The 15941-nt window shown below is 72.2% G+C and carries 13 protein-coding genes; 10 read left to right on the top strand and 3 right to left on the bottom strand.

Annotated elements, in window-relative coordinates; genetic code table 11:
• Positions 1-114: 114 nt before the first annotated feature.
• From mtrA to secA, 7 genes are all read left to right on the top strand, one after another.
• Entirely contained in the window at positions 115-798 is a 684-nt protein-coding gene (mtrA, locus tag H9641_RS00695; protein WP_056646082.1) for an MtrAB system response regulator MtrA, read from the top strand.
• Between the two features lie 101 nt (positions 799-899).
• Positions 900-2591 (top strand): MtrAB system histidine kinase MtrB, encoded by a 1692-nt coding sequence (mtrB, locus tag H9641_RS00690; protein ID WP_191800586.1) that lies wholly within the window; start codon positions 900-902, stop codon positions 2589-2591.
• Entirely contained in the window at positions 2588-4312 is a 1725-nt protein-coding gene (locus H9641_RS20535; RefSeq protein WP_056646085.1) for an LpqB family beta-propeller domain-containing protein, read from the top strand. Before mtrB ends, H9641_RS20535 begins: the two co-directional genes overlap by 4 nt.
• A gap of 104 nt (positions 4313-4416) precedes the next feature.
• Positions 4417-5334 (top strand): ComF family protein, encoded by a 918-nt coding sequence (locus H9641_RS00680; RefSeq protein WP_318244297.1) that lies wholly within the window; start codon positions 4417-4419, stop codon positions 5332-5334.
• A gap of 220 nt (positions 5335-5554) precedes the next feature.
• On the top strand, positions 5555-6202 hold the full coding sequence (gene hpf, locus H9641_RS00675; RefSeq protein ID WP_056646087.1) for a ribosome hibernation-promoting factor, HPF/YfiA family: 648 nt from the start codon (positions 5555-5557) through the stop codon (positions 6200-6202).
• A 139-nt stretch (positions 6203-6341) separates the two neighbouring features.
• Positions 6342-7619, top strand: a complete 1278-nt coding sequence (locus tag H9641_RS00670; RefSeq protein ID WP_056646090.1) for a winged helix-turn-helix domain-containing protein — start codon at positions 6342-6344, stop codon at positions 7617-7619.
• Between the two features lie 190 nt (positions 7620-7809).
• Positions 7810-10809, top strand: a complete 3000-nt coding sequence (gene secA, locus H9641_RS00665) for a preprotein translocase subunit SecA (RefSeq protein ID WP_191800078.1) — start codon at positions 7810-7812, stop codon at positions 10807-10809.
• Positions 10810-10839: 30 nt separating this feature from the next.
• On the opposite strand, the gene H9641_RS00660 is transcribed toward secA, so the two are convergent.
• Positions 10840-11367, bottom strand: a complete 528-nt coding sequence (locus H9641_RS00660) for an Rv3235 family protein (RefSeq protein WP_191800076.1) — start codon at positions 11365-11367, stop codon at positions 10840-10842.
• 122 nt (positions 11368-11489) lie between these two features.
• Positions 11490-12593, bottom strand: coding sequence for a LysM peptidoglycan-binding domain-containing protein (locus H9641_RS00655; protein ID WP_191800074.1), 1104 nt, complete (start codon positions 12591-12593; stop codon positions 11490-11492).
• Between the two features lie 167 nt (positions 12594-12760).
• On the opposite strand from H9641_RS00655, the gene H9641_RS00650 reads away from it, so the two are divergent.
• Complete coding sequence (locus H9641_RS00650; RefSeq protein WP_191800072.1) at positions 12761-13300, top strand: hypothetical protein; 540 nt, start codon at positions 12761-12763, stop codon at positions 13298-13300.
• A 115-nt stretch (positions 13301-13415) separates the two neighbouring features.
• Here the strand turns inward: H9641_RS00650 and H9641_RS00645 are convergent, their stop codons facing one another.
• Positions 13416-13631, bottom strand: a complete 216-nt coding sequence (locus H9641_RS00645) for a helix-turn-helix domain-containing protein (RefSeq protein WP_068625395.1) — start codon at positions 13629-13631, stop codon at positions 13416-13418.
• 202 nt (positions 13632-13833) lie between these two features.
• Here H9641_RS00645 and H9641_RS00640 point away from each other — a divergent pair, with 202 nt between their 5' ends.
• Together H9641_RS00640 and H9641_RS00635 are read left to right on the top strand one after the other, a co-directional pair.
• Positions 13834-14523, top strand: a complete 690-nt coding sequence (locus H9641_RS00640; protein WP_191800070.1) for a hypothetical protein — start codon at positions 13834-13836, stop codon at positions 14521-14523.
• Positions 14520-15941 (top strand): AAA family ATPase, encoded by a 1422-nt coding sequence (locus tag H9641_RS00635; protein ID WP_191800068.1) that lies wholly within the window; start codon positions 14520-14522, stop codon positions 15939-15941. Before H9641_RS00640 ends, H9641_RS00635 begins: the two co-directional genes overlap by 4 nt.

Below are 15941 nucleotides of genomic sequence, written 5' to 3'. Positions count from 1 at the left end.
GCCCACCCTAGTACGGGGGCCTGTCAGGTGCTGCGAGCGAACCGCCCGGGTGAACAGTGGGCGCCGTACGGTGGTTCGGTCGGGCGCTGCCGGGGTCGATGGCAAAATGGGGTCATGAAGGTACGCGTGCTTGTGGTCGACGACGACACCGCCCTCTCCGAGATGATCGGCATCGTGCTGCGCTCCGAGGGGTTCGACCCGGTCTTCTGCGCGGACGGGGACCTCGCCCTGGCGACGTTCCGCAGCACGCAGCCGGACCTCGTCCTCCTGGACCTGATGCTCCCGGGCAAGGACGGCACCGAGGTGTGCCGCCTGATCCGCGCGGAGTCCGGGGTGCCCATCATCATGCTCACGGCCAAGAGCGACACGGTCGACGTGGTGCTCGGCCTCGAGTCCGGAGCAGACGACTACATCTCCAAGCCGTTCAAGCCCAAGGAGCTCGTGGCTCGCATCCGTGCGCGGCTGCGCCGCTCGGACGAGCCGGCCCCCGAGCACCTGGCGATCGGTGACGTGGAGATCGACGTGACGGGGCACCGGGTCACGCGCGACGCGCGCCCCATCGCGCTCACGCCGCTCGAGTTCGACCTGCTGGTCGCCCTGGCGCGCAAGCCCTGGCAGGTCTTCACGCGCGAGGTCCTCCTGGAGAAGGTCTGGGGCTATCGCCACGCTGCGGACACACGCCTGGTGAACGTCCACGTGCAGCGGCTGCGGTCCAAGGTCGAGCACGACCCGGAGAACCCGGAGATCGTCCTGACGGTGCGCGGCGTCGGCTACAAGGCGGGCGCGGCACGCGGGTGAGCAGCTCGTCGCTGCGAGGTCGGGTGGGGCTGAGGTTCCGCCGTACCCGACGTCGTGTGCGCGCCACGGTCGGTCGGCTCACCTGGCGCGCCCGGTCGTCGATGCAGCTGCGCGTGGTCGGGACCGCGCTCGTCGTGGGTGCGGTCACGGTCGCGGCCCTCGGGGCCTACCTGTCGAGCACCATGCGTGACGGCCTGTTCGAGCAGCGGCTCGAGCAGATCAACGTCGAGAGCGCGAACTCGTTCCAGCAGGCGCAGAGCCTGTTCACGGCGTCGCTGTCCAAGACCAAGGACTCCGAGCTCCAGACGCTCCTGCTCGACGTCCACAACACCCTGCGCACGAGCGGCAGCCCCGACCGCAAGATCTTCCTCATGCGGCCCGAGGGGGCCACCTCGCGCCTCAACGACGTCAGCACCGACAACCAGCTGACGAGCCTGGTCTCGGACGAGCTGCGCGACGCGGTCCTCGAGAGCGACGGTCGCGAGCTCCAGTCGGTCGCGATCCCGCGGGACCCGTCCGACCCGAGCTCGCCCGTGGACCCCGGAGTGCTCGTGGGCTCCAAGGTCCAGGTCCCCACGGTCGGGACCTACGAGCTCTACTTCCTCTACTCGCTCGCGCCCGAGCAGGAGACGCTGTCCTTCCTCCAGGGGACGCTCGCCCTCGGTGCGGCCTTCATGGTGGGCATCCTGGTGCTCATCACCTGGGTCGTGACCCGCCAGGCGGTCCAGCCGGTCCGCAACGCCGCGAGCGTCGCCGAACGCCTCGCCGACGGTCACCTGAACGAGCGTCTGCCGGTGAAGGGCCACGACGAGCTCGCGACGCTCGCGCGCTCGTTCAACGAGATGGCCGAGAGCCTCCAGCTCCAGATCGGTCGGATGGAGGAGCTGTCGCTGCTCCAGCGGCGCTTCGTGTCGGACGTGTCGCACGAGCTGCGCACGCCGCTCACGACGATCCGCATGGCAGGCGAGGTCCTGCACGCCTCGCGCGACGAGTTCGACCCCGCGTCCAAGCGGTCGGCCGAGCTCCTCCAGACCCAGCTCGACAGGTTCGAGGACCTTCTGGCGGACCTCCTCGAGATCAGCCGGTTCGACGCGGGGGCCGCGCAGCTGGACGCCGAGCGGCGCGACGTGCGTGACGTCGTCAACGCGGCGGTCGACCTCGCGGCTCCGCTCGCCGAGCGCAAGGGCGTGTGGATGTCGGTGCACTTCCCGGACGAGCCCGCGATCGCGGACGTCGACCCGCGACGGGTCGAGCGGATCGTGCGCAACCTCGTGGTCAACGCGATCGAGCACGCCGAGGAGCGACCCGTCGAGATCACTGTCGCGCAGGACCGTCACGCGGTCGCGATCGTCGTCCGTGACCACGGCGTGGGGATGACCGAGGACGAGGCGATGCACGTGTTCGACCGCTTCTGGCGGGCCGACCCGGCGCGGGCTCGCACGACCGGCGGGACCGGGCTCGGCCTGGCGATCTCGCTCGAGGACGCCCACCTGCACGGCGGGTGGCTCGAGGTGTGGGGCCGCCCGGGTCGGGGCGCTGCGTTCCGGCTCACGCTCCCGCTCCGGGCCGGGATCCACCTCGCGTCCTCCCCGCTGCCGCTCGTCCCGGAGGAACCGACCCGCATGCGTGGGCTCGGCCCGGTGACGGGTCCGGTCGGTCAGGTCGAGGACCCGGCCGAGGGGACCACGAGCCCGTCGGCGCTGCCCGTCCTTCCGGACGAGCTTCTGGTCGCCGGACGCCAGGGGGCGCTCCGAGCGGCGTCCGAGCACACCGCCGACGAGGAGCGACCGTGACGAGCACCGTGGAACGACGACGTCGCTGGATCGCGCGGGCCGCGAGCCTCGTCGTGGCGGCTGTCGCGCTCTCGGGCTGCGCGGCGATCCCCACCTCCGGTCCCGTGATCCAGGGGGACACCGTGGTGCAGGGCTTCAACGCTCCCGGCCTGCGGGCGCGGGGTCCCGCGGCCGGAGACGACCCGAAGGGCATCGTGTCGGGCTTCCTGACCGCGCAGGCAGCCGGGCCGGCCGGCGACTTCGACGTCGCGCAGGAGTTCCTCACGTCGGACGACTGGGACTGGAAGACGCAGGTGCTGGTCTTCGACGGGGACCTCGACCTGACGTACGACGAGGAGGCGATGCAGACCGGCGCTGTCACGGTCACGGGCAGCGCGTCGGTCGTCGGGGCGCTCGACAAGCGCGGCGTGTACACCGAGGACGTGCCGGTCACCACGGTCGTCTCGTTCGGGCTCGTGCGTCAGGGGGACGGGCAGTGGAGGATCGAGACGGCCGAGGACGGGTTGCTGCTGTCTCAGGCCAGCTTCCTGGCAGCCTTCAGGTCGACCCGCCTCTACTTCCCCTCGGCCGACCGTGAGGTCCTGGTCCCCGACGAGCGGTGGTTCCCCAACCGGACCTGGCAGACCAACGCGGTGGACGAGACGTTGATCGGCCCCGTCGAGTGGCTCCGGGGGTCGACGGACGTCGTCGTCCCCGAGGGGACGCGCCTGAGCATCGACGCGGTCACGAACGAGGGTGGCGTCGTCGACGTCCGACTGACGGACGCGATCTCGCTCGCCTCCCCCGAGGACCGTGCGCTGCTCAAGGCGCAGCTCGAGGCGACGCTCTTCGACGCGGTGCCGCTGACGGTCAACCTCTACCGGGGCGAGGACCTGCTCAGCACGCCCGCCGGCGGCCCGGTGCTGGCCAAGGCCGACGCCGTGGGCAACGAGATCGTCGCGGCCGAGGGGCAGGTCATGACGCTCGAGACGGGAGCCGACGACCTGGTGCCGCTGGCGCCTGCCGTCCCGCTCGAGGGCATCGACGCGACCGCGCTCGCGCAGGGCGCCAACGCCCGGCTGCTCGTCGTCAGGGACGGAGCGGGCAGCCTGCTGCGTCTGCCGTCCAAGAACCTTCCGGGCGCGACCCTCCTGACCGGCACCGGTCTGCTCGCTCCGAGCGTGGACCGGCTGGGTGGCGTCTGGTCGGGGCCGCGGGCGCAGGCGGGAGCGCTGCAGGTCGTGCGGTCGGACCTGACCGAACCCGGGACCCCGGTCGACGTGGCGGTCCCGTGGCTCGCTGGTCGCTCCGTCCAGTCGATCCGGGTGGCTCACGACGGGGCGAGGATCGCGGTGGTCAGCTCGGACGCCCTGGGAGCCACGCGCGTCGACGTCGCAGGGATCGTGCGCGACGAGAAGGACGTGCCGACCGCGCTGTCGGAACCTTTCCGTGTCGGGGCACCGATCAGGTCGGCCGCGCAGGTCGTGTGGGCCGACGAGACGCTGCTCGCGGTCCTGGGGACCGACGAGGCGGAGACGTCTCCGGCGGTCCACCTCGTCGCGGTCGGGGGAGACACGACCCGACTCTCCCCGGTCGCGGGAGCGACGGCGATCAGCGCGGGCGACGGGGAACGGACGGTCCAGGTCCTGACCGAGGACGGCACGCTGTTCGGGCGCAGCCGGTCCGGCGCCGTGTGGGAGAAGCGGATCGAGGGGGTCGCCCTGCCGGCGTTCCCGGGTTGACCTGGCGGTGGTCCTGCCCGTGCACAGGCACGGGGACGGGCCACGTGTCCACAGAACGGGCTCGCCCTCGCCCGGTGTGCGGCGGGACGTGACAGGCTCGGGCCGTGCCCTCCTCCGTGCAGCCCTCCCGGTCCCCGGACGACCCGTCGCCCCGGCCGGGCACGGGACGCGACCGGCGCGTGTCGGTCACGCCTGTCACGCCCGTCACGGCTGCCGGGGGCACACGCCCTCTCGTCGCCGCGCTCGCGGGCGCTGCGGCCTCGCTGACCCGGCTCGTCGTCCCGATCGAGTGTCCGGGCTGCGGTATGCGGGACATCGCCCTGTGCCCGGCGTGCGCCGGGCTGCTCGACGGCGCCCCGATCCGCCGTGAGCGCGACGCCCCTCGGCTCGACAGGCTCGACGGCCGGGCCCCGTTGCCCGTGTGGGCCTGTGCGCCGTACGCGGGCCCGCTGAGGGACGTGGTCGTGGCGTGGAAGGACAAGGGCCGGGTCGACCTCACGGGGGTGCTCGACGCCGCGGCGCACCACGCTGGGGTGATCCTGGCGCCCGGCGTGCGGGCCGCCGTCGGGCGCGGAGAGGCCAGGGCCTGTGCCGGGAGCGGCCGGGACCCCGTGCTCGTGGTGCCCGCGCCCTCGACCGCCGCAGCACGGCGCGCACGGGGACGAGAACCCGTCCTGTCGCTGGCCCGCGCGCTCGCGCAGGGGCTCTGTGCGGCAGGCGTCGAGGCGACGCCCGTACGGCTGCTGACGCAACGCGGGCACGACCAGGTGGGGCGGGGGTCACGAGGCCGCGGAGAACGGTTGACGACCGTCCGTGCGCCCCGGCGCGGCGCCGCCCCGGGCCCGTCGCTCGCGGGAGCCGCATGCCTCCTGGTCGACGACGTACTCACCACGGGCGCCACGCTCGCGGCCTGCGAGCGGGCCCTGGAAGGGCTCGGAGCGCACGTCCTGGGGGCCTTCGTGGTCGCCGCGACACCCCCTCCGCGGCAGGGTTCCGCGGCCCACGAAGTTCATCTCACGTAGATGCTGCCTTTACCTCGCAGGGGGGTTAACCTGGGGTCCAGTCGTCACGGGGAACGGTTGGTAACGGGACCCGTGCGGCCACAGAGCGACAGGCCCGAGGCTAGGTCTTCGGGCAGGGAGGTGATAGGTACTCCGGATCCCCCTCGGGGGAGCCAGACCCAGGACCACACGGGACGCTCTGGAGTAACGGGAGCGTCCGAGACCCTTTGCGGAGGCTCACATGGAGATCGTTGTCGTCGGCAGGCACACGGAAGTGGCTGACCGCTTCCGCCGACACGTGGAAGAAAAGCTCGCGAAGTTCGAGCAGCTCGCACCGACCGCCCAGCGGATCGACGTCGAGGTCACCCACGAGAACAACCCCCGACTGTCCGAGGTGCGCGAGAGGGTCGAGCTGACCGTCCGCGCCAAGGGACCCGTCGTCCGCGCCGAGGCGGCAGCAGACGACCGGTTCGGGGCACTCGACCTGGCCATGAACAAGCTCCAGGAGAGGCTGCGGCGTGTCAGCGACCGCCGCAAGGACCACCGCAACAACAACCCGCAGCCGCCCGTCGACGTCCGCCCGTTCATCCCGGAGGACAAGCAGCCGGAGCCGGTGGTCGCGCACCCCGGCGTGCCCGGCGAAGCGGTCGAGACCCAGCTCGGCGACTCGCCCGTCGTCATCCGTCAGAAGCTCCACTCCGCCGAGCCCATGACGATCGACGACGCCCTCTACGAGATGGAGATGGTGGGCCACGACTTCTACCTCTTCGTCGACGTCGAGACCGCCCGCCCCTCGGTCGCCTACCGGCGCAGGGGCTGGAGCTACGGGGTCATCGCGCTCGACACGGCCTGCGCGGGTGGCATGAAGGGATCCCCCGACCAGGGGTGAGCACCGTGAGGTCCACGTGACCTAGGACCGACCCGACGGGGTGGCGTCGCCGACCAGGCGGCGCCACCCCGTCGGCGTGCGCCCTGCACCGCGTGGCCCGTGCGGTGTGACGCGGCGCGTGTCAGGGGGGACGGGCAGGATGGGTCGGGTGAAGACCGAGACCATGTCGCTCGCCCAGGCTCGCCGCGTCGCGCTCGCCGCGCAGGGTCTGCACGCCCCCCGGCCCGACGACGGCGCTGCGCCCCGGCAGGTCACGCTGCGGCACGTCCAGCGCACCGTGGACCGCCTGGGGCTGCTCCAGATCGACTCGGTCAACGTCCTGGCCCGGGCGCACCTGGTCCCGCTCTACTCACGGCTCGGTCCCTACGACGTGACCCTGCTCGACCGCGCGGCGGGCCGGGCGCCGCGCCGGCTCGTGGAGTACTGGGGGCACGTGGCCTCGTACGTACCGCCCGAGACCTACCGGCTCCTCGAGTGGCGCCAGCGTGCCTACCGGACCGAGGCGTGGGGGGCCATCAGCGGTGTCGAGCTGTCGCACTCCGCGGTGGTCGAGCACGTCCGGGGGATCGTCGCGGAGCGTGGACCGATCACGGCCGGCGAGGTCCACGAGCTGCTCGAGGCGCAGGGCATGGGCGAGGCGCGCACCACGACCGAGTGGGGCTGGAACTGGTCGCTCGCCAAGCGGGCCCTCGAGTTCCTCTTCTTCACGGGTGAGATCACGGCCGCGCGCCGCAACGCGGCGTTCGAGCGCTGCTACGACCTGACCGAACGCGTCCTTCCCCCCGCGGTCGTCGCGGCCCCACCCGTGAGCGACCAGGACGCGGTCCGCCGGCTCCTGGAGATCGGGGCCAGGGCGCACGGGGTCGGGACGCTGCGCTGCTTCCGCGACTACTTCCGGCTCAAGGGGCCGGCCCCACGTCGTGCGCTCGACGAGCTCGTCGAGGACGGCGTGCTCCGGCCCGTCGAGGTGCGGGGTTGGGACGAGACCACGTATCTCCACCGTGACGCCGTGCTCCCGCGCCGGGCCCAGGGGCGCGCGCTGCTCAGCCCGTTCGACCCGCTCGTGTTCGAGCGCACGCGGCTCGAGCAGCTGTTCGGGACCCGCTACCGCATCGAGATCTACGTGCCCGCGGCCAAGCGGGTCCACGGCTACTACGTCCTGCCGTTCCTCCAGGGGGACCGCATCACGGCCAAGGTGGACCTCAAGGCGGACCGCCGTGCGGGCGTCCTGCGGGTCCTCGCGGCCCACCGCGAGGAGTACGCGGACACGGAGACCGCCCCGGCGCTCGCGGCCGAGCTGCGCCTCATGGCGGGCTGGCTGGGGATGGCGAGCGTCGCCGTCGGGCCTGCGGGGGACCTCGCCCCCGCGCTCGCCGCCGAGCTCGCCCAGGTCCCGGTCCAGGGCGCCGCGGGGTAGGCGTCCCGGGCGGCCGGCGATGGGGGTTTCGCCGCAGAGCGAAACCCCCATCGCCGGACAGAAGCCCTACCACGCTCGGGACTCGCCTACGATGGTCTGTGGTGTGATCCAGCCGACTGCCGAACGGTGGTCGCCTCGCATTCGCCCCGGACCGTCCGGCCCGGGGGCGCGATCGATACGGGAGTACTGCGTGCCTGCGATCCTCGAGAAGGTCCTGCGCTTCGGCGAGGGCCGGATCCTGAAGAAGTTGTCCGGCCTGGCTGAGCAGGTCAACAAGCTGGAGCCCAGCTTCGAGGACCTCAGTGACGAGGAGCTGCGCGAGGAGACGGACCGCTTCAAGGAGCGGATCGCGAACGGGGCGACGCTCGACGAGCTGCTCCCCGAGGCCTTCGCCGCGGTCCGCGAGGCGGCTCGCCGCACCCTGGGTCAGCGCGCCTACGACGTGCAGCTCATGGGTGGCGCCGCCCTGCACATGGGCAACATCGCGGAGATGAAGACCGGTGAGGGCAAGACCCTCGTCGGGACGTTCCCGGCGTACCTCAACGCGCTGTCCGGCAAGGGCGTCCACGTCGTCACGGTCAACGACTACCTCGCCAAGTACCAGAGCGACCTGATGGGCCGCGTGTTCCGCGCCCTCGGCCTCACGACGGGCTGCATCATCTCCGGGCAGACCCCGGCGGTCCGCCGCGAGCAGTACGCCGCGGACATCACGTACGGGACGAACAACGAGTTCGGCTTCGACTACCTGCGCGACAACATGGCGTGGAGCACCGACGACCTGGTGCAGCGCGGCCACAACTACGCGATCGTCGACGAGGTCGACTCGATCCTCATCGACGAAGCGCGCACGCCGCTCATCATCTCGGGTCCTGCGTCGGGCGACGCGAACCGCTGGTACGGCGAGTTCTCCAAGGTCGTCCGCCGCCTGAACCCGGAGACCGACTACGAGGTCGACGAGAAGAAGCGCACCATCGGCGTGCTCGAGCCCGGCATCGCGAAGGTCGAGGACTACCTCGGCATCGACAACCTGTACGAGTCGCTCAACACGCCGCTCATCGGGTTCCTCAACAACGCGATCAAGGCCAAGGAGCTCTTCAAGCGCGACAAGGACTACGTCGTCCTCAACGGCGAGGTCATGATCGTCGACGAGCACACGGGTCGTATCCTCGCGGGCCGCCGCTACAACGAGGGCATGCACCAGGCCATCGAGGCCAAGGAGGGCGTGCAGATCAAGGCGGAGAACCAGACGCTCGCCACGATCACGCTCCAGAACTACTTCCGTCTGTACGACAAGATCTCGGGGATGACCGGTACGGCCGACACCGAGGCCGCCGAGTTCCAGGGCACGTACAAGCTGGGCGTCGTCCCCATCCCCACGAACCGCAAGATGCAGCGCGTGGACCAGCCGGACCTCGTCTACAAGAACGAGGAGGGCAAGTTCGACGCGGTCGTCGCGGACATCGTCGAGCGCCACGCCGAGGGGCAGCCGGTCCTGGTCGGCACCACGAGCGTCGAGAAGTCCGAGCTGCTCTCGTCCAAGCTTAAGAAGCAGGGCGTCCCGCACGAGGTCCTCAACGCCAAGCAGCACGAGCGCGAGGCCGCGATCGTCGCGCAGGCCGGCCGCAAGGGATCGGTCACGGTCGCGACCAACATGGCCGGTCGTGGGACGGACATCATGCTCGGTGGCAACGCCGAGTTCATGGCCGTCGCGGACCTCGCGGCCCGTGGGCTGGACGCCACGGAGAACCCCGAGGAGTACGAGGCCGCGTGGCCCGAGGCCGTCGAGCGCGCGAAGGCCGCGGTGGCCGCGGAGCACGACGAGGTCAAGGAGCTCGGCGGGCTGTACGTGCTCGGCACCGAGCGTCACGAGTCGCGTCGTATCGACAACCAGCTGCGTGGTCGTTCCGGCCGTCAGGGTGACCCGGGCGAGTCCCGGTTCTACCTGTCGATGCAGGACGACCTGATGCGTCTGTTCAACTCGAACCTCGCCGAGTCCATGATGAACCGCGCGGGCTTCCCGGACGACGTGCCTCTCGAGTCCAAGATCGTCACGCGCGGCATCGCGAGCGCGCAGGGTCAGGTCGAGGCGCGCAACTTCGAGATCCGCAAGAACGTCCTCAAGTACGACGACGTCCTCTCGCGTCAGCGCACCGTCATCTACGACGAGCGTCGCCGCGTCCTCGAGGGCGAGGACATGCAGGAGCAGATCCAGCACTTCATCACCGACGTCGTCACGGCGTACGTCGACGGCGCCACGTCCGAGGGCAACCCGGAGCACTGGGACCTCGAGGGCCTGTGGACGGCGCTGCGCGCGGTCTACCCGGTCTCGATCGAGGTGGACGAGGTCGTCGAGCAGGCGGGGGGAGCCACGCGTCTGACGCGTGAGCTGATCCTCGAGGAGATCCTGTCCGACGCACGCGTGGCCTACCAGGACCGTGAGGCGTCGCTCGGGAGCTCCAACATGCGTCAGCTCGAGCGCCGCGTGGTGCTCTCGGTGCTGGACCGCAAGTGGCGCGAGCACCTCTACGAGATGGACTACCTCAAGGAGGGCATCGGCCTGCGCGCCATGGCGCAGCGCGACCCGCTCGTCGAGTACCAGCGCGAGGGCTTCCAGCTCTTCCAGGCCATGACCGAGGCCATCAAGGAGGAGTCGGTCGGCTTCCTGTTCAACCTCGAGGTCAAGGTCGCCGAGCCCACCACGCCCGCGGTCAACCCGGTGTCGGCCGCTGCGGCCGCGCAGTCGGCGGCGGGCCAGGCGTTCGGCGGGACGGCCGGGGCTGCGGCCGCGGGTGCTGCCGTGGCGGCAGCCGCCGCCGCGAAGGCCGCGGCTGAGGCGCAGGCCGTGCAGGACGAGCCGGTCGCCGAGGAGGTCGTGGACGCGCCCGTCGAGGACGCTCCTGCGGCCCCCGAGGCCCCGGCACCGAAGGCCGAGCCCACGCTCATCGCCAAGGGCCTCGACGGTCCGGGCGAGCAGATCCCGCTGCAGTACTCGGCGCCGTCGGACGACGGCTCGGGCCAGGCCGTGGTCTCGGGCGACGGCTCGCGCCGCGCTCGCCGCGCCCTGCACGGCGAGGCGACCGCGGTCGAGGGTGACGGGCGCACGTTCCCCGGCACGCCCCGCAACGCCAAGTGCCCCTGCGGCTCGGGCAAGAAGTACAAGCTCTGCCACGGGTTGAACGAAGAGGAGTAGTCCTCGCCCGAGGAGCACTGCGAGCGGCGGTCAGCCGATCTCGAGGACCACGACGCGCCACACGCCGCGTCGTGCCTCGAGTCGGACGGCCGCCGCTCGCACTCTGTCCATGTCCTCCAGGACGATGGTGGCCTCGGCGGCCGTGTCGCCGAGCCGCAGAAGCCTGGCTCGACGGATCGCGACGGGACGGGAGGCCGCGACGCGGTCCGGCGCGCCCTGGGTGAGCTGCGCGCGGCGACCGATCGCGTCGAACACGTCGGGGGCGAGCCAGCGCTGGAGCTGTGCGACGGGGCGCTCGCCTCGCAGCACCTCGATCGCGGCACGGACGACCGAGCAGCAGATCGAGGTCGGGTCCGGCAGGTCCGCCTCTGGCGCGGTGACCACGGGTCGGCCGCTCTCCTCCAGGTCCTCGGAGTGCGGGAACTGGGGTGGGCCGCCGAACGTCAGAACCCGTACTGATCGGCGGCCGGCCCGCGGCAAGGTCGCGACGGGCTCGTGGCGGGGGACGGCGCCGGAGCGCAGGGTGCGGACGGTGGGGGGCTCCGTGGAGATCGACATGGTGCTCCTTCGGGTACGACAAGGGACCGGGCGCCCGTGCGAGCGCCCCTCGGCGAGACGTGGGACCGGCCGGGAGCCGGTCGTGAGGAAGTGCTGTGCCGGGGCGGTCGCCCCGGTCGAGGTCAGGGAGACCGGGGCGCGCTGAGGATCTGACCAGGCTTGATGAGGTCGGGATCGTCACCGATGACGTCTCGGTTGGCGTCGAACCACCGCTGACACTCGGTGGCGACCGATGCGTCAGAGGCGTTCGGGCCCAGGCTCCTGCTCGCGATCGACCACAGGGTGTCGCCGCGGAGCACGACGATCTCCACGACAGAGGGTGCGGGCGCGGCGGGATCCGACGTCATGGTCGAGGAAGGCGCTGCGGTCCGTGCTGGGGAGCCGAGCAGCGGACCGAGGGGAACGTGAGGGGGCTGCGGAGAACCAGTCGCGGCGACGTCAGGCCGCCCGGCCGGCGAGGTGTCCATGACCGTCGGGGCGTGGGGCGACTGTGCCGCGGCGTGGGGAGTCGTCGGCTCGGCGGACGACTCGGACGTCGGTGCAGCCGACCGGGAGGCGGACCCGGGGGGGACGAGCGCAGGACCAGAAGGACCCGGCTCGGGGGACGAGCCGTCGGCGTGGGCGTAGGGCTGGCCTCCTGCCGATGGCGGGGGACTGGACGAGGGCGTGGGCGCGACCTGGGCCGCGTCCCCGGGGAGGCCGTCGGTCGAGCCCACGGCAGGCTGGTGCGCTTCGTCGCCGACCGGGCTGTCCGTCCGCGCGGTGGGTTGCCATCCCAGGTCGACGACGGGTCCGTTCACGCTGAGCTCCGGTACAGACGGGGGCTCGGCGGCTTGCGCGGAGCCTGCTCCCAGGGCCAGCCCGGCACCGACCGAGAGCGAGACGCCGATGCTGGCCAGCCGGCGGACCGCTGCGGGCGCATGACGCAGCACGAGCCGCTCGCCCGCGTCCCATCGCCGCCCGCCGCTCCGGGCGATCACACAGGCGAGGGCCAGGGCAGAGGTTGTCGCGACCCACGCGGCGAGCGTCGCACCGACGGCGAGCACGAGAATCTCCAGGTACATCTCGACGTGAGAGTCCGGCAGTGACCGGAACATGCGGAGTCCCCGTCCCGCGAGGAGTGCTGCGGCGAGCCCGCCCGCGGTCGAGAGAGCGACGAGAGCCGCGAGCCGCGGCGCGCGTCGACCGTGCTCGCCGTCCTGTGCGTACCGAGACTGCTGCGTCATTGCTTCCCCCTGAAGACGGTGACTTCCGTGCGTGCACCCCTGATCATCGCGTTTGATCGCGTTTGATCTGGTTACATCAAACTGGATCCTTCTTGTCTTGTCCAGAGGGAGGCCGCACTGCGGACAGGTCTGGACGAAACCCCCCGGTTAGGCACTAGCGTGTCCGCGTGCGCTGGGACCTCTTGTTCGCCGATCTCGCGGCACAGCTCGATGCGGCGGAGGTCGCCGACGGGATGCAGGCCGTCGCCGAGCTCACCCGCGCAGAGCAGGCGACGATCCTGCTGACGGACCGGCTGCGTGCGGCCGTGGGCGGGCCGCTGGACCTTCACCTCGCCGACGGGCACCGTCTGGCTGCCGAGGTGCGCGACGTGGCTCCTGAGTGGGTCCTCCTGGCCGAGAGGTCGCGACAGCACGTCGTGCCGCTGACCGCGATCGCGTCGATCTCCGGCCTGACCCGCAACGCCCTGACGCCTGCCTCGCACGTGGAGGTGGGCAGGTCGCTCGGTGCGGTGCTGCGCGCACTCATGCGCGACCGTGCTCCGGTCCGCGTCCGGACCACGTCTGGTCAGCTGGACGGTCGGATCGCACGGGTCGGCAGGGACCACCTGGACATCGAAGAGCCGCGACACGACCAGGGGCCGGGCAGGACGGCCGGGTCGGGCCGAATCGTGCCGTTCTCCGCACTGGTGTGCGTGAGCGAGACCTAGGGGCCGGTGCAGGGGGATGCAGGGGCAGAAGGGTCGGGCAGTCGTGCCGGGCGGGTGCCGCACGCCTCGGGTAGGCGCGCTCCGTCGACGGACGGCCCCGACGGGTACGAGCGGCTCAGCCCTCGAAGTCCCCGGCGTCGATGCGCGTGCGCGTCTGCTGGTACATGCGCTGGATGTATCCCTCGAGCTCGGTGGCCTCGACTCGCCACTGCCCGCGCCCGCCGACCTGGATCGCCGGCAGGTCGCCGCTGCGGACCAGGGCGTACGCCTGTGCTGCGGAGATGTTGAGCTCCTCCGTCACGTCGGCGAGAGTGAGAAAACGCGGTGCCATGCCGACATTCTTCCACGGGGCACCGGATGGGCGGAGTTGTCCACAGCCACCCCGAGGCCACCTCCCGCCCCCACCTCCTAGCAGCCATGATGTGCACGAGCATGCTGCCCGGCCCTGCTCGAAAGGCGGGTCGCGGCGGCGCCCCGACCTGCAGCGTCCGACCTTGCCCCCGCCCTCGACCGACCCGACGAAACGGATCCTCATGACGAGCACGATCGACCGCCCGCCCACGCCGACCGTGGCACGGATACGCAGACCCACCTGGCGCGACCCGCGACTCGTGCTCGGGATCGTCCTCGTGGCCGGCTCCGTGGCGCTCGGGTCGTGGGCCGTGTCGACGGCAGGACGGACCGTCGCGGTCTATGCCGCGGCGGGGCCGCTCACCCCGGGCGAGCCGCTCGACCTGGGCGCGCTCCGGACCGTCGACGTCCGCCTCGGGGCGGGGGAGGACGCCTACTTCGTCGCGGGCGAGGCGGTGCCCGAGGGCCTCGTGGCGCTGCGCGTCGTCGGGGAGGGCGAGCTCGTCCCGCGAAGTGCGGTCGGTGACCCAGCCGACCTCGCGGTACGTCCCGTGGCCATCTCGGTCACCGGAGGGCTGTCGGACCGGGTCACGGACGGCGCGCTCGTGGACGTCTGGTTCGTCCCGGACGCGTCGAGCACGAGAGGGGCAGGAGCAGTCGGGGCGGACGAGTCCCCGGCCCCGGAACCGCCGCACGAGCTCGTGGGTCAGGTCGTCGTGGCGCAGGTCGCGGAGGCATCGGGCTCGCTCGTCACCGGTGGTGCGACGACGCTCCACGTGCTCGTCCCGACCGACTCGTTGCCCGAGGTCCTGGGGGCTCTCGCCGCAGAGGGCGAGATCGCCGTCGTGCCGGTCGCCGGGGGAGCGTCATGACGCACGAACCGACCGCGCCCCTGGCCTCCGTCCTGTGTGCCGTGCGCGGAGACAGCGAGACGGTCGTGGTGACAGCACTCACGAGGCCAGGATCAGGGGTCACGGTCGCGCGCCGCTGCGCCGACCTCACCGAGCTCCTGGCGGCGGCCGGCGCGGGAGCGGGGACGGCAGCGGTGATCTCGGCCGACCTGCCGGGCATCGACCGGGAGGCCGTGGCCCACCTGCACGAGCACGGGGTGCGCGTCGTGGCCCTCGCCGACGGACAGGGCTGGCTCGCCGACCGGTTGCGGGCGATCGGGATCGACGTGGTCCTCGACGAGGGCACGCCGACCTCGGTGCTCGTCGAGACGGTGCGGGACGAGGCGCGGGGCCGAGGGAGCGGCACAGGACCTGCCGACGGCCCGGGAGCGCCCCCGGCAGGTCGAGGCTCAGGTCTACCGGGAGGCGCACCCCCGGTGCCGGTCGAGTCGCGCCGGGGACGGGTGCTCGCCGTCTGGGGTCCCACGGGCGCACCCGGGCGGACCACGGTCGCGGTGCACCTCGCCGCGGAGCTGGCGGGACTGGGGCCCGAGCGCGGGACCGGCAGGGGTCGACGAGGACGCCGGAAGAAGGGCCGGTCGTCGGGCACGGGAAGCCCCCGGCCCCAGGACGTGCTCCTGGTCGACGCGGACACCTACGCCGGATCCGTGGCCCAGCATCTCGGGCTGCTCGACGAGTCGTCCGGGATCGCCGCGGCGGCACGCAGCGCGAGCCACGGCGCGCTCGACCTCGCCGGACTCGCCCACCTGGCCCCCGAGGTCGCACCGCACCTGCGCGTCCTCACCGGGATCGCCCGCGCCGCGCGCTGGCCCGAGCTCCCGGGGTCGTCGCTCGACGTCGTCTGGGAGCACGGCAGGGCTCTCGCGGACTGGACCGTGATCGACTGCGGGTTCGGGATCGAGCAGGACGAGCTCCTCACCTACGACACCCGAGCTCCCCAGCGCAACGGTGCGACGCTCAGCGCGCTCGCCGCAGCGGACGCCGTGCTCGTCGTGGGGGGATCAGATGCCATCGGGATCCAGCGGCTCGTGCGGGGACTCACCGAGCTCGCCGACTCGGGCGCAGGAGCAGGCGCGCACAGGATCGTCGTCGCGAACCGCGTCCGCGCCTCGGCGGCGGGGCCGCGCCCCGAGGCGGCCGTCCGCGACGCCCTCGGTCGGTACGGGGGAGTCGTGGACCTGCACGTGCTGCCCGACGACCGGGCCTCGCTCGACGCGGCGCTCCTCGCGGGGCGGACGCTCGCCGAGCTGGCGCCCGAGGCAGCGGTACGGCACGCGATCGTGGCCCTGGCGCAACGGGTGCGGACCGAGGTCGGAGCCGTGCCGGTGGCTCCCGCAGCGGGCGGATCACGCGAACGCGTCCCGGAACCGGCACACTGA

It is taken from the genome of Oerskovia merdavium (assembly GCF_014836755.1).
Classification (GTDB): Bacteria; Actinomycetota; Actinomycetes; order Actinomycetales; family Cellulomonadaceae; genus Oerskovia; species Oerskovia merdavium.
The sequence above is the reverse complement of the archived record's forward strand: the minus strand, read 5'-3'. Positions and strand labels throughout refer to the sequence as shown.

What these genes read in the sequence shown, in the direction of transcription:
- mtrA (WP_056646082.1), top strand. Translation starts at nt 115, where the DNA reads ATGAAGGTACGCGTGCTTGTGGTCGACGACGACACCGCCCTCTCCGAG.
- mtrB (WP_191800586.1), top strand. Translation starts at nt 900, where the DNA reads ATGCAGCTGCGCGTGGTCGGGACCGCGCTCGTCGTGGGTGCGGTCACG.
- hpf (WP_056646087.1), top strand. Translation starts at nt 5,555, where the DNA reads ATGGAGATCGTTGTCGTCGGCAGGCACACGGAAGTGGCTGACCGCTTC.
- H9641_RS00670 (WP_056646090.1), top strand. Translation starts at nt 6,342, where the DNA reads ATGGGTCGGGTGAAGACCGAGACCATGTCGCTCGCCCAGGCTCGCCGC.
- H9641_RS00660 (WP_191800076.1), bottom strand. Translation starts at nt 11,367, where the DNA reads ATGTCGATCTCCACGGAGCCCCCCACCGTCCGCACCCTGCGCTCCGGC.
- H9641_RS00655 (WP_191800074.1), bottom strand. Translation starts at nt 12,593, where the DNA reads ATGACGCAGCAGTCTCGGTACGCACAGGACGGCGAGCACGGTCGACGC.
- H9641_RS00645 (WP_068625395.1), bottom strand. Translation starts at nt 13,631, where the DNA reads ATGGCACCGCGTTTTCTCACTCTCGCCGACGTGACGGAGGAGCTCAAC.
- H9641_RS00640 (WP_191800070.1), top strand. Translation starts at nt 13,834, where the DNA reads ATGACGAGCACGATCGACCGCCCGCCCACGCCGACCGTGGCACGGATA.
- H9641_RS00635 (WP_191800068.1), top strand. Translation starts at nt 14,520, where the DNA reads ATGACGCACGAACCGACCGCGCCCCTGGCCTCCGTCCTGTGTGCCGTG.